General features: G+C 40.9%; 13 protein-coding genes. 12 read left to right on the plus strand and 1 reads right to left on the minus strand.

Annotated elements, in window-relative coordinates; all coding sequences use genetic code 11:
- Window positions 1–17 precede the first annotated feature (17 nt).
- Window positions 18–2,462 carry a DUF5686 family protein gene (locus BDD43_RS27395; RefSeq protein ID WP_121201405.1) on the minus strand — a complete coding sequence of 815 codons (2,445 nt, stop codon included), beginning with the start codon at window positions 2,460–2,462 and terminating at the stop codon, window positions 18–20.
- 135 nt (window positions 2,463–2,597) lie between these two features.
- Here BDD43_RS27395 and kbl point away from each other — a divergent pair, with 135 nt between their 5' ends.
- The 12 genes from kbl (at window position 2,598) to creD (ending at window position 12,435) form a co-directional block, all read left to right on the plus strand.
- Entirely contained in the window at window positions 2,598–3,788 is a 1,191-nt protein-coding gene (gene kbl, locus BDD43_RS27400) for a glycine C-acetyltransferase (RefSeq protein ID WP_121201406.1), read from the plus strand.
- Window positions 3,789–3,926: 138 nt separating this feature from the next.
- Window positions 3,927–4,112, plus strand: coding sequence for a DUF6364 family protein (locus tag BDD43_RS27405; RefSeq protein WP_121201407.1), 186 nt, complete (start codon window positions 3,927–3,929; stop codon window positions 4,110–4,112).
- Between the two features lie 18 nt (window positions 4,113–4,130).
- Window positions 4,131–5,165, plus strand: a complete 1,035-nt coding sequence (gene pheS, locus BDD43_RS27410) for a phenylalanine--tRNA ligase subunit alpha (RefSeq protein WP_211339743.1) — start codon at window positions 4,131–4,133, stop codon at window positions 5,163–5,165.
- A gap of 39 nt (window positions 5,166–5,204) precedes the next feature.
- Window positions 5,205–5,621, plus strand: coding sequence for a Rieske (2Fe-2S) protein (locus BDD43_RS27415; protein ID WP_246001805.1), 417 nt, complete (start codon window positions 5,205–5,207; stop codon window positions 5,619–5,621).
- Window positions 5,622–5,703: 82 nt separating this feature from the next.
- Window positions 5,704–6,285, plus strand: coding sequence for a TetR/AcrR family transcriptional regulator (locus BDD43_RS27420; protein WP_121201410.1), 582 nt, complete (start codon window positions 5,704–5,706; stop codon window positions 6,283–6,285).
- A gap of 323 nt (window positions 6,286–6,608) precedes the next feature.
- Window positions 6,609–7,382, plus strand: a complete 774-nt coding sequence (locus BDD43_RS27425) for a tetratricopeptide repeat protein (RefSeq protein ID WP_121201411.1) — start codon at window positions 6,609–6,611, stop codon at window positions 7,380–7,382.
- 252 nt (window positions 7,383–7,634) lie between these two features.
- Window positions 7,635–8,834, plus strand: coding sequence for a sensor histidine kinase (locus BDD43_RS27430; RefSeq protein WP_121201412.1), 1,200 nt, complete (start codon window positions 7,635–7,637; stop codon window positions 8,832–8,834).
- 3 nt (window positions 8,835–8,837) lie between these two features.
- Complete coding sequence (locus BDD43_RS27435; RefSeq protein ID WP_121201413.1) at window positions 8,838–9,278, plus strand: response regulator; 441 nt, start codon at window positions 8,838–8,840, stop codon at window positions 9,276–9,278.
- A 65-nt stretch (window positions 9,279–9,343) separates the two neighbouring features.
- Window positions 9,344–9,991 (plus strand): response regulator, encoded by a 648-nt coding sequence (locus BDD43_RS27440; protein WP_121201414.1) that lies wholly within the window; start codon window positions 9,344–9,346, stop codon window positions 9,989–9,991.
- 104 nt (window positions 9,992–10,095) lie between these two features.
- A complete protein-coding gene (locus tag BDD43_RS27445; protein ID WP_121201415.1) occupies window positions 10,096–10,728 on the plus strand; it encodes a hypothetical protein in 633 nt (210 codons plus the stop codon).
- Window positions 10,725–11,030: a winged helix-turn-helix domain-containing protein gene (locus tag BDD43_RS27450; RefSeq protein ID WP_121201416.1), complete on the plus strand. Its 306-nt coding sequence runs from the start codon at window positions 10,725–10,727 to the stop codon at window positions 11,028–11,030. Before BDD43_RS27445 ends, BDD43_RS27450 begins: the two co-directional genes overlap by 4 nt.
- 61 nt (window positions 11,031–11,091) lie before the next feature.
- Window positions 11,092–12,435, plus strand: a complete 1,344-nt coding sequence (creD, locus tag BDD43_RS27455; RefSeq protein ID WP_121201417.1) for a cell envelope integrity protein CreD — start codon at window positions 11,092–11,094, stop codon at window positions 12,433–12,435.
- The last annotated feature ends 188 nt before the right edge of the window (window positions 12,436–12,623 follow it).

The following is a 12,623-nucleotide window of genomic DNA, read 5'->3' on the forward strand; positions in this document are numbered from 1 at the left end:
TCACCTTCCCCCACAACCTATATCCCAAAATACAATTTAATTCCCTGGTCAATATGGCCGCGGCGGTACACAAAGCCATAGTCTATCCTGAAAAAGAAACGTTGCACGCCAACGTAAATTTCGCCGTAATTGGGTGTATTTTTTTGGGTTAAAAAGTTACCGCCTATAATTTCTTCCAGTTTTAGTTTGCGTAAGCCCGCTATGTTGTTAAACAAATAGCCGGCAAAATTATGCTCGTAATGGGCTTCTAAAAACGAAGATTGGCTATAGGTGTAATATGGCAAAAAGTGAAACTGACTAATGCCCGGTGTAAAAGTAATACCCTGGTTGCCTTTAAACCACTTATAATCGGGGTAGCTTAGGGCATTGCTGTTAAAAAAATTACCGGCAGTTACCTGGAATGCCGAAAAACCATAAATGCCAAGGTTGATATGATCGTGATAAATTTGTACGTCGGCATAATCGTAATCTACATCCGAGCTAAAAATACCCTTGATGCCTTTACGGTAATTCACCTTTATTTTGGGATATTTTGACTGATCGTAAACACGACCGCCTGGCGTTGTCGTATATTCCTCATCAAAAGTGTAAGTACCCGATAGCTTTAGCGTAAGCGCATCATTCTCCTCAAAAAGCAAGGGCGCATTTACAGCCGTTATAAAAGGATTGTTTGAGTTAAACTCCTTATCGGGAAAACTGCGCACAGTTCGGCTTGATTGATTTTGGAGAGCCGTGCGGCGTGCATATTCCAGGTTACCGTCTAACAATAATCCGCGTGCAACTTCGCGTTGTGTGCCAGCCATTAAAAATTTAGAGCGGTAAAGTTTTAAATCGTTCGATTTAAAATACAAGGCATTAAAACTATTTAAAAAAGGCCCCACTGTACCTTCGTTATTAAGATCTAATATCCCGGTACCAACCTTTCCGTAAAATGCCCCCTCGTGTTCGGGGTCGTACCGGTAATTGAAGCCCGTGTTAAGGCTCACTATTTTGTTATCAAAGCCATATCTCAATTCGGGCGATATGGTGTAGGCCTTGCCCACATCCATTGATTTGGTATAGGTGGGTTTTAAATCAACCACCCAGCCTTCAATGGGGTTATACTGCACTACATCATAAAGCGGGTTTACGGTAATAACCTCATTTTTGTGCCTGTGTTTAACGGTATCGCCAAAAAACACATAACTAAGGGGGCTAAACTTATTGTTGGCCCGCTCTGCCGAATCCAGATAAGCAGGTTTGCTATGTGCGGCCACAAGGCTATCCTTTAAATTATAGATGCGCTGTTCATCAAAGGTTAGCGGAACGGGCCGGTTTTGGCTCCAGTATACCGAATCTCTTTTCACCGTAATATCGGCAATACGCATAGTTTCGCCATTAAAAAAATGGGGCGGAAATTTGGTGTCGAGGTTATAATTGCTAAACGTGCCTAAAATATAACCGTTGTACCTAAACCCTAAAACGTTGCCACTATAGGTAAATGATACGGATGAAGGCTGCCACTTATCGGCACTAACGGGCAGGTATTGCTGGTTAATATTAAGGGTATCAACAAAATTAAGGTTTGATTTACCTGTTACGTATAAATGGGCGGCGTAAATGCGCCAGTCGTTTTCAACAATGTAAATATTACCTTTAAAAACAGGTTCGCGGTCGTCAATGGGCGTAACTTGTATTTTGTTTACAACTTTGCCGTTCTCGGTGGTGCTGCCAAGCAGTTTATAGGTATAATATTTTAAAGCGTCGTCGGCTATGGGCGATATAAAGCCGCGCTGGTTAAGACCCTCAATATCAAGCATGTTTTTATAAAAATTAACCTGGAGGTTAGCGGCGCGGTCGAAGTTAAAGGCATTGTAATTACCTGTAGCTTTTGACGATACCATTACCTCTTTATAATTACCGGGCTGCTCAAAATTAAAGTGCGAGGCCGATTCGGACATGTAAAGTATGCTTTTGGCACTCAGGTTTAATTGCAATTGGCGGGCCACTCCACGGGATAACATACCTTTTGGCGCGCTAATTAATTTTTGCGTACCGCGGATATAAACATCGCACGAATAAGCGTTTATTTCTTTCAAATAATAATCGCGTTTTTTAATAGCATTCCGAATAATATCAAACGCGGCATCCTCGGTAACCGGTGGAGTGTTTTGCTTTGGCTGATAGTCTTCGTAAACCAGGGTAACGTTGTGCGTGTTGTAATTGCCGGTTACTTCAACCTCATCGGTTTGTTGCTTAAAACCCACAAAACGGTAATTAATAACGTATTTACCCGGTTTAAGCTTTAGGCTATAGTAACCGTTTGGGTTGGCACTGGTACCCTGCGTAGTGCCGTTAATATAAACAGAAGTAAATGCTGCTGCATTGCCCTGGCTATCGGTAACCCTTCCGGCTAAAACGGACTGACCAAAAACCGGCTTTGCTAATATTACGGCAAAAAAAACTATTAAACTTTTAATCATAAAATATTATTAAAGTGTAAAGCGGTTTAGGGTTAAAAAAGTTTTATGTCGTCAATATAATTATTTTGGAGCCCAAATGCGTTAAACTAAATGGTAGCTATTGTGTAATTTTGCAGCCTATAAAAACTGATATTCATGTATAAAACTTTGCAGCCAATATTACAGCAGGAATTGGCCGAAATTGAAAAAGCCGGATTATATAAACGCGAACGCATCATCACATCGCCACAAGGTGCTGATATTGAAGTGGTAGGCGGGCAACAGGTAATTAATTTTTGTGCAAACAACTACCTGGGCCTTTCGTCGCACCCAAAAGTGATTGCGGCGGCCAAGGAAGCTATTGATTCGCACGGTTACGGTATGTCGTCGGTGAGGTTTATTTGTGGTACGCAGGACATACATAAACAACTGGAAAAAAAGATTTCGGACTTTTTGGGTACCGAAGACACCATTTTATATGCTGCCGCATTTGATGCCAATGGCGGTGTATTTGAGCCGTTGTTTAACGAACAGGATGCTATTATATCCGACGAGTTAAACCATGCATCTATAATAGACGGTGTGCGCCTTTGCAAAGCACAGCGTTACCGCTACAAACATGATAACATGGCCGACCTGGAAGAGAAATTACAGGCTGCCACGCAATTAAGGCACCGCATTATTGTAACCGATGGCGCCTTTAGTATGGACGGCACCATTGCCCAACTGGATAAAATTTGCGCCCTGGCCGAAAAATATAACGCCCTGGTGATGATTGACGAGAGCCACTGCTCGGGCTTTATGGGTAAAACCGGCCGCGGCACGCACGAGCATTGCGGCGTAATGGATAAAATAGATATTATTACCGGCACGCTGGGTAAAGCTTTGGGCGGAGCATCGGGCGGGTTTACATCGGGCAGGCAAGAAATTATTGATATGCTGAGGCAACGCTCCAGGCCATATTTGTTCTCGAACACACTCGCACCATCAATTACAGGTGCATCCATAGCGGTGATTGATATGTTGAGCGAAACCACCCAACTGCGCGATAAACTGGAAAGTAACACACAATACTTTCGCAAGGCCATTACCGAGGCGGGTTTTGATATTAAACCCGGCGTACACCCTATTGTACCCGTAATGCTTTACGACGCCAAATTAGCGCAAGAATTTGCTGCTAAAATGTTAACCGAAGGCATTTACGTAATTGGCTTTTACTACCCGGTAGTACCACAGGGTAAGGCACGCATACGTGTACAAATATCGGCCGCGCACAATAAAGAACATTTAGATAAGGCAATTGCGGCCTTTACTAAAGTGGGTAAAGAGTTGGGAGTTATTAAATAATTTATATTTGTATCGTATTTGACCATGATGTCATTTCGACGGGAGGAAAAATCTTTTACGCGCGACTACCGCACGTTCTGAACAAAGCAGAAGATTTGCCACTATCGTTTGCAATGACAATATGATTGAATAAGCGTTATGAAGAAAACGAGATTAGTAATAAACTTGGAACCTGATGAAATTGTTAAGGCAAAAAAACATGCCAAAGCTAAGGGCATTAGTGTATCTAAATTAGTTGAAGACTATTTAATTAGTATGATCAATTCAGATCGCGATTTCGATTACACAACGGTTGATACCAATGCTCTAAAACCAAACGAATAAAAAGAATTATTACAACTGATGCAAGATAAAATAAACCAATACACTGCCGATATAAAAGCTTTTGTTACCGCCAAGGCCGACGAACTGGAAGCATTCCGTATCAAATATTTGGGTACCAAGGGCCTGGTTAAAGATTTGTTTGAAGAATTTAAAACCGTTGGCCCCGAAGAAAAACGCACCTTTGGCAAGGTATTGAACGAGTTTAAACAACTTGCCGAAGCCAAATACAATGAGCTTAAAGAAACGCAAGATTCGGGACCCAAAACTCAGGACTTAAAATTTGACCTTACCTTGCCAGGTGAGGGTTTGGCTGTAGGCTCGCGCCACCCGCTATCGTTAATCCGTATTGAGATTATCGATATTTTTAAGCGGCTGGGCTTCGTTGTGGCCGAAGGACCGGAGATTGAAGACGACTGGCACAATTTTTCGGCCCTCAATTTCCCCGAAGAACACCCTGCGCGGGATATGCAGGATACCTTTTTTATAAAAAAGAACGCCGGGCGCGATGATATTGCGCTACGCACGCACACATCATCGGTACAGGTGCGCATGATGGAGAATGGTAAGCCGCCGTTTAGGGCCATTATGCCGGGCCGGGTATATCGCAACGAAGCCATATCTGCCCGTGCGCATTGCTTTTTTCACCAGGTTGAGGGCTTATATGTTGACGAAAATGTATCGTTTTCCGATTTAAAACAAACCCTCTATCATTTTGTGCAGGAGCTTTATGGCGATGGTACGCAGGTGCGTTTCCGCCCCTCGTACTTCCCGTTTACCGAGCCGTCTGCCGAGATGGATATATCATGCACCATATGCAAGGGCGCTGGTTGCAACATGTGCAAGCACAGCGGCTGGGTTGAAATATTGGGCTGCGGCATGGTTGACCCTAACGTATTAGAAAATTGCGGTATCGACAGTAAAAAATACAGCGGCTTTGCTTTTGGTATGGGTATTGAGCGTATTGCAAACTTAAAATATGTGATACGTGATTTGCGTTTATTTTCGGAAAACGACGTGCGCTTTTTAAATCAGTTTAAAACGGAAGTGATTTAAAAAAAACCAACAGGTATATTTAAACGTAATAACAAGGTGATGAAGAGGTTTTTAACTGCAATACTTTTAAGTTTAGTGTGTTTTAGCTGCGGCAAAACCGATTCGAGTTACGTGCCCAATGTAGCGGTTAACTTTAGCGCACCGCTAACCGACCCTCGTTTAAGCAAACTAACGGCATCTGGCGGGGCGGTATTAATTAGCGGCTACGGGGTTTGCGGCCTTGTATTGTATCGCAGCGCGAGTGCAGGCTATGTTGCCTACGACCGTTGCAGCAGCTATGAACCCGAAAAACGGTGTGCGGTTACACTTGATAGCCCCACCCTTACCGTAACCGACCCATGCAGCGGTGGCAAATTTTCGTTAGAGGATGGCTCGCCGGTAAAGGCACCGGCTACACGATCGTTAAAATCATATTCGGTAACTGTGCGCGGCGGCGAAATAGCCGTTCAAAATTAGGCCACAAAAAAATATATAATACCATTAAAAAATCGCATACCGTAAATGTGAGTAATAATGAGATATTTGTATCCAACTAAAAATGGAAGTTGATAAAATAAAAGAAAGTATTAAACGCGCCGCGCAAGATTTGTTTCGCAAATTTGGATACCACAAAACCAGCGTTAACGAAATTGCCAAACGTGCTAAAATTGCCAAGGCCACTATTTACAAATATTTTGAAAGTAAGGAGGATGTTTTGCACGCCCTGCTTATGGATTATATTAAGGTTAGTGTTAACGAAATAATACATAACTACAACAATGATATGGATGAGGAAACCCATTTAACAAACCTCATCATGAAAACCAGCCGCCTCTCCTATACGGTTTGTAATGAGTTTATTGGTTGGGATTTTATCCGCGAAAGTACTAACTCGCAGGATTTTTTAAAGAGCCTAAGTAACGAACTGGAAGAACTACTGATAAGCTCGTTTACCAAAGTAAGCGATTTCCGCAAGGATGAAACTTATCCGCAACGACTGCGTTTCCTCATCAAATCAAGCAAAAGCATCGTGTTTAGTTTTGCCTTTACCTCGGTAAGCGATTCGGACGTGCGTAAAAACTTTGTTTCTTTTCAGAAAGAAATATTGCCTTATTTGGTTAAGGCAGCTATAAAAGAGTAGCGAAATAAGAGCCAAGAATCAAGAGCCAAGAGTCAGGATAGGATGCTGTTTAGTTAGGGGATTCAAATATATGCCATCTGCCTAAATAGATAAGCCCCTATGCGCATGCTATAGGTATACCACCTAACCAAAGGCTGTACATATCCATAATGTTTTCTTGTTTATAACCTACCGATGGATGGGGCTGCCTGTTAACTAAACAAAATTGATACAGATTTAAGAAAGCACGTCTCAAATTGCTGATTGCTGTTTAACAATCAGCCCATCCTATTGATACTTTTAAATCCCGCACATTTTATTATTTTTGGTATAAAATTAAACTTATGTTTCCTTTTATTGGCGAGGGCGGCGGTTATTATTATTACATTATTGTGGGTCTGCAAATTTTTTGCGGTTACCATGCGTATCAGCGTGGTAATTTACAGCGTTGGATATGGCTCATTGTTTTTTTGCCGGTTATTGGCTCGGCTATTTACCTTTTTAGCGAGGTATTTTCGGGCCAGAGGATGCGCGGCCCTAAAATAGATGTTGGAGCCATTATTAACCCCGGCGCCAAAATAAAAAAACTTGAAGACGACCTTCGCTTTACCGATACCTTTGCCAACCGCATTAAACTGGCCGACGCCTACCTGGCATCCGGCCAAACCGATAAAGCTGTTGAACTATACGAAACCAGCTTAACCGGCACCTTTGCCGATAATGAACATGCTTTATCGCAATTGATGACAGGCTATTATAACCAAAACCGGTATGAAGACGCTATTGCGATAGCAAATAAAATAAACCGATCGCAAAAGTTTCCAAAATCAAAGGCGCACATGCTTTACGCTATGGCACTGGAAAACACCGGACAAACTGAATTAGCCGAAAAAGAGTTTAAAGCCATGAAAGGTCGTTATTCGTGCTTTGAGCAGCGCTACCAATATGGCTTATTTTTAAAACGCGCTGCCCGGTATGATGATGCCCACCGCATTTTTACCGAAATAATTGACGAAGTGCCACACCTTGGGCCGATAGAAAAAAAGACGGGCCGCGAATGGTTTGGCAAATCCAGGGAACAACTTAAGGCCATTGCTAACGAAAGTGTTAACAAGTAAACATATTTTTTCGCCATATTATAATGCTTTTATATTATTTTACAATTTTATAATTCTGTAAAATATTTCTTTCTCTATAATTAATTTTCTATATTTACACATCCTCCATTAGATAATTGGGCTATTTTTAAACCATCCCCTGATCCAGGTATACTACACAGCTTCTACATTACAATGTTTTGATTGTTTTTTTTGAGTCAAGAAACCTTTTTTTAATGCGCCGTACTATTTAAACAATTATCACATTCATAAATGGATAAAAAAAAACACCCGAACGAGCTACAAACTGTTAATATAAACCAGCTTTTTCAAGAGCGGGAAAGGGAAAGCCACGCCGCAGAATTAATTGCCGCCAACAAAGAACTTGCGTTTCAGAACAAGGAAAAAGAAAAGCGAGCCGCCGAATTAATAATAGCCAATAAAGAGCTTGCCTTCCAAAATAACGAGAAAGAGCACCGCGCCGCCGAATTGCTGATAGCAAATAAAGAACTTGCTTTTCAAAACAACGAAAAAGAGAAGCGGGCCGCCGAATTAATTATTGCCAATAAAGAGCTTGCCTTCCAAAATCAGGAGAAAGAAAAGCGTGCTGCCGAATTAATTATTGCCAATTTAGAGCTGGCTTTTCAAAATGAAGAAAAGGAAAAAAGAGCGCGGGAGTTAATAATTGCCAATAACGAACTTAAAAAAGCCGAAGACGATATCCGCAAGTTTAATGAGCAGTTAGAGCAAAAGGTAATTGAGCGCACAGCCCAACTGGAAGCAGTAAATAAAGAATTGGGCGCATTTTCGTACTCGGTATCTCACGATTTAAGAGCCCCCATAAGAGCCATTAACGGTTATGCCCAAATTTTAGAGGAGGATTATTTAGATAAGTTGGATGCCGACGGTATGGCCGTTTTGCACGCCATCCGCAATAACTCCAAACGGATGGGGCAATTGATAGATGATTTGCTGGCGTTTTCAAAATTAGGCCGTAAAGAGGTAGCATTTTCGGATATTAATATGAATAACATAGTTAAAACTATAAAGGATGAGTTTTTAGCCGACGATGTAAACAAAAGACTGGAATTTAATATAGCCGAAATTCCGCCTGCAAAGGGCGATCAATCCCTTATTAAACAGGTATGGATCAATTTAATATCCAACGCTATTAAATATTCAAAAAACAAATCAAATGCTTGTATAGCAATAGGTGCTTACACGCAGGGCGATGATGTTGTTTATTATGTTAAAGATAATGGCGCCGGGTTTGACATGCAATACTACGATAAGCTTTTTGGGGTTTTTCAACGCCTTCACTCGCAGGAAGAGTTTGAGGGCACCGGTATTGGCCTGGCTATGGTACAAAAAATTGTAAACAGGCACAACGGAACAATTTGGGCCGAATCGAAACTAAACCAAGAAACCACCTTTTTTTTTAGCTTACCCGGCATTTACGCTGTTAAATTTTGAAATATGAGCTTTGATGACGTTGAAATTTTATTTGCCGAAGATAGCCTTGACGATGCTATGCTAACTATGCGCGCACTTAAAAAAAGTGGTTTTGCCAACACAGTACACCACGTTAAAGATGGTGCCGAAGCACTCAATTTTATTTATGGTAAAGGTGAATACGCCGGGCGCGACCTAAAAAAACACCCTAAACTGATATTGCTGGATTTAAAGATGCCTAAAATATCGGGCCTGGAAGTGCTGGAAAAAATAAAATCAGACCCGGAATTTAAATCTATTCCGATAGTGATACTCACCTCCTCTAAAGAAGACCCCGACATACAAAAATGTTATGCCCTGGGTGCCAACAGCTATATAGCAAAGCCCGTAGAAAGTGATAACTTTTTTGAGGCCATAAAGGGAATTGGACTGTATTGGATAATATTAAGCCAACTGCCCGATTAAGCAAATTTATGCATATTGACTTGATTGATAACATATAAACTCGAAACCTCTAAAAAATTTAAACTATGAAAGCCGAAACTATTAAAATATTAATTTTAGAAGATAACCAAAGCGATGCCGACCTGCTTGAACGCGAACTAAAAAAAAACGGATTAAATTTCACATCGTTGATTGTGGAAACACGTGCGTTGTTTGAAGAGGCTTTGAAAGATTTTGAGCCGGATATTATATTATCTGATTATTCCCTGCCGTCTTTTGACGGATTTGCAGCTTTTATCATCACTCAAAGCGTTTTGCCCGATGTTCCGTTTATTGTTGTTTCGGGCATGCTTGGCGAGGAAAGAGCTGTTGAACTGATAAAAAGCGGCATTACCGATTATGTTTTGAAGGACAAGCTATTTTCGTTAACTCCCAAAATAGAACGCGCCTTAAAAGAAGCCTTAGAGCGAAGAAAGAAAAAAATTGCCGACCAGGAACTTATTATACAACACGAAAAACTGTTGGAAATTGCGTTTCTGCAATCGCACCAGGTTAGGGTGCCAGTGGCCCACATCATAGGTTTATTTGGCCTTTTTGATTTTGAAGACCCATCTGCAGCCATTAATGGCGAAATTTTTAATATGCTAAAAAGCAGCGTTGAGGCGCTGGACAGAACAGTTATTGAAATATTACAAAAAACAAGCGAAATTAATTATCCGCGAAAGCAGGCTTAATTATTGTAATAACACATTTCTTAAAAAATAATAACACAAAATTTTCATTGCTTCTTGCAAATATCAATAATTAGTAATTACTTTGGTAATCAAAGTACTTTTAGATGGAAAATCAAAATATTGAAGATGAATTAGTATCCATCCGCAGCCTGATGGAGCGGTCGTCAAAGTTTATTTCGCTTAGCGGGCTTAGTGGCATTATGGCGGGTATTTACGCGCTCATAGGTTCGGCACTGGCCTACCATACGGTTTATAGCCGTACGGGCTTTTTCAGTTCGCGAGATTTTGTTGTGGCCGATATTGATACCCATTTAAATACTTTAATACACCTGTTAATTATAGCGGCAGCGGTTTTATTGTTATCGGTATGTACAGGTATATTTTTGAGCGTAAAAAAAGCTAAAAGAAAAGGGCAGTCTGTTTGGACAACCACTACCCGTTCGCTCCTCTTCCATTCGGCTATACCCCTTGTAACGGGTGGTTTATTTATGATGATATTAATGAACCGCGGTTATTATATGATTGTTGCCCCGGCCTCATTAATTTTTTACGGACTTGCCGTAATTTCGGGCAGTCATTATACCTTTACCGATGTTAAATACCTGGGCATACTCCAAATTATTTTGGGTTTAATAGCTGCCCTTTATCCCGGTTACGGATTAATATTTTGGGCTTTGGGTTTTGGCGTACTGCACATTGTATATGGCAGCATTATGTACTTTAAATACGACCGGTGAAAATACCTTTTGATAAATTAGATAAGGCCTTTGAAAACAGGCTGCGGCTGCAAATTATGAGCGTACTGGTTGCAAACGAACGGTACGACTTTAACTCGCTTAAAGATTTGCTTGATATTACCGATGGCAACCTGGCATCGCACTTAAAGGGTTTGGAAAAGGAAGAATACATTACCGTGAACAAATCGTTTTTAGGGCGCAAACCCAACACCACCTACCAGGCCACCGAGAAAGGCCGCAAAGCCTTTATGGAACATTTAGATGCGCTTGAAAAATTAATTAAACAACAAAAGATGAAGTAATTTTTTTTATCTGATTACTCTGAAATACAAAGTACTTTTAAATAAACTAAACACAATTTTTATGATACAAGAAATACAAAACGAAAAGCCAAACTATTGGGCAAAAGATTCGGTAATAGTAAAATTATCTGTTATAGCCGCGCTTATTCTGCTGCTGCTGATACCATCGCAATGGATACAAAGCCTTATCAGCGAACGCGAAAAAACGCAGGATGAGGTACTGAATGACGTATCCGACAAATGGTCGGGCAGCCAGTTGATACAGGGGCCGGTGTTGGTTATACCTTATCAAAAAGAAGTGAGGGTACTGGATAGCAACAAGAAAGAAATTGTAAGGCGAGAAACCCAAACCCTTTATGTGCTGCCGCAAAACATGCAAATAAAGGCCAACATCAATACCGATACTTTGCACCGCGGCTTGTTTAGGGCGGTTGTTTACAACTCAAAAATATGGGTACAAGGCAATTTTGGTAAGCCGGAACTGGAAAAAGCCGGCATTGACCCTGCCGCTGTTAACTATGATAAAGTGAGGCTGATTTTTAGTGTGTCGGACTTGAAGGGTTTAAAAAGCAACCCCGTTATACAGCTTAACAATCAAAAACTAAACGTTGAGCCAACTTTTAACGGCAAAAGCCCTTTTGACGACGGCTTGCAGGTGAGTTTTACTTTGCCTAAAGACCAGGAGATTACCTTTAGTTTTAGCCTCGACTTAAAAGGCAGCAACGAACTCAATTTTATGCATACCGCCAAAACAACCGATGTTGAGGTTACAAGCAATTGGGTAACCCCAAGTTTTGATGGCCGTTACCTGCCCGATACCCGCGCGGTTACCAAAAGCGGCTTTAACGCCAAGTGGCGCATGCTTTACTACAACAGGCCCTTCCCACAGCAGTGGATTAACGATGATAGTGTGCTAAAGAACGATAAAGCGACTGACAATGCAACCTTTGGCGTAAAACTGCGCCTGCCGGTTGACCAATATCAAAAAACTATACGCACTACCAAGTACTCAACCCTTATTATTTTACTCACGTTTGTATCGCTGTTTTTTACCGAATTGATACGTAAACAACGCGTGCATGTTTTTAACTACATCCTGATAGGTGCGGCTATGGTTATTTACTATACTCTTTTGCTATCGTTTTCGGAACAGGTGGGTTATAATGTGGCATACCTAATTGCATCGGTGGCAACTATAACTTTAATATCGCTATTTACATCATCGTTGCTTCAAAACAGACAAATGGCTTTGCTGTTCGGTTTTATACTAACCACATTTTATGGCTTTACGTTTATCATTATACAGCTCGAAGATTTATCCTTAATGATAGGCAGCATTTTGCTATTCATCATTATAACATTGTTAATGTACTTTAGTCGGAAGATAAACTGGGAAAAACAATAAGTGTAAAAGATGATCGGAGGTGAAAAGCCTTTCCGATCATCTTTGTATTTATCTACAAAAACCATAAAACCAATTTGGTTTTTAGTATATAAATTACTATGTTAGCATAATAAAATAATACAACGCACAATGAGCCGCGAGTTACAGGAATTTTCTATTATGGTAGATGTGTACTTTGAACCGGCAGA

Source organism: Mucilaginibacter gracilis, assembly GCF_003633615.1.
GTDB classification, from domain to species: Bacteria; Bacteroidota; Bacteroidia; order Sphingobacteriales; family Sphingobacteriaceae; genus Mucilaginibacter; species Mucilaginibacter gracilis.

Excerpts from the sequence above, each read along its gene's own strand:
- BDD43_RS27395 (WP_121201405.1), bottom strand. The coding sequence starts at position 2,462 with ATGATTAAAAGTTTAATAGTTTTTTTTGCCGTAATATTAGCAAAGCCG.
- kbl (WP_121201406.1), top strand. The coding sequence starts at position 2,598 with ATGTATAAAACTTTGCAGCCAATATTACAGCAGGAATTGGCCGAAATT.
- BDD43_RS27405 (WP_121201407.1), top strand. The coding sequence starts at position 3,927 with ATGAAGAAAACGAGATTAGTAATAAACTTGGAACCTGATGAAATTGTT.
- pheS (WP_211339743.1), top strand. The coding sequence starts at position 4,131 with ATGCAAGATAAAATAAACCAATACACTGCCGATATAAAAGCTTTTGTT.
- BDD43_RS27415 (WP_246001805.1), top strand. The coding sequence starts at position 5,205 with ATGAAGAGGTTTTTAACTGCAATACTTTTAAGTTTAGTGTGTTTTAGC.
- BDD43_RS27420 (WP_121201410.1), top strand. The coding sequence starts at position 5,704 with ATGGAAGTTGATAAAATAAAAGAAAGTATTAAACGCGCCGCGCAAGAT.
- BDD43_RS27425 (WP_121201411.1), top strand. The coding sequence starts at position 6,609 with ATGTTTCCTTTTATTGGCGAGGGCGGCGGTTATTATTATTACATTATT.
- BDD43_RS27430 (WP_121201412.1), top strand. The coding sequence starts at position 7,635 with ATGGATAAAAAAAAACACCCGAACGAGCTACAAACTGTTAATATAAAC.
- BDD43_RS27435 (WP_121201413.1), top strand. The coding sequence starts at position 8,838 with ATGAGCTTTGATGACGTTGAAATTTTATTTGCCGAAGATAGCCTTGAC.
- BDD43_RS27440 (WP_121201414.1), top strand. The coding sequence starts at position 9,344 with ATGAAAGCCGAAACTATTAAAATATTAATTTTAGAAGATAACCAAAGC.
- BDD43_RS27445 (WP_121201415.1), top strand. The coding sequence starts at position 10,096 with ATGGAAAATCAAAATATTGAAGATGAATTAGTATCCATCCGCAGCCTG.
- creD (WP_121201417.1), top strand. The coding sequence starts at position 11,092 with ATGATACAAGAAATACAAAACGAAAAGCCAAACTATTGGGCAAAAGAT.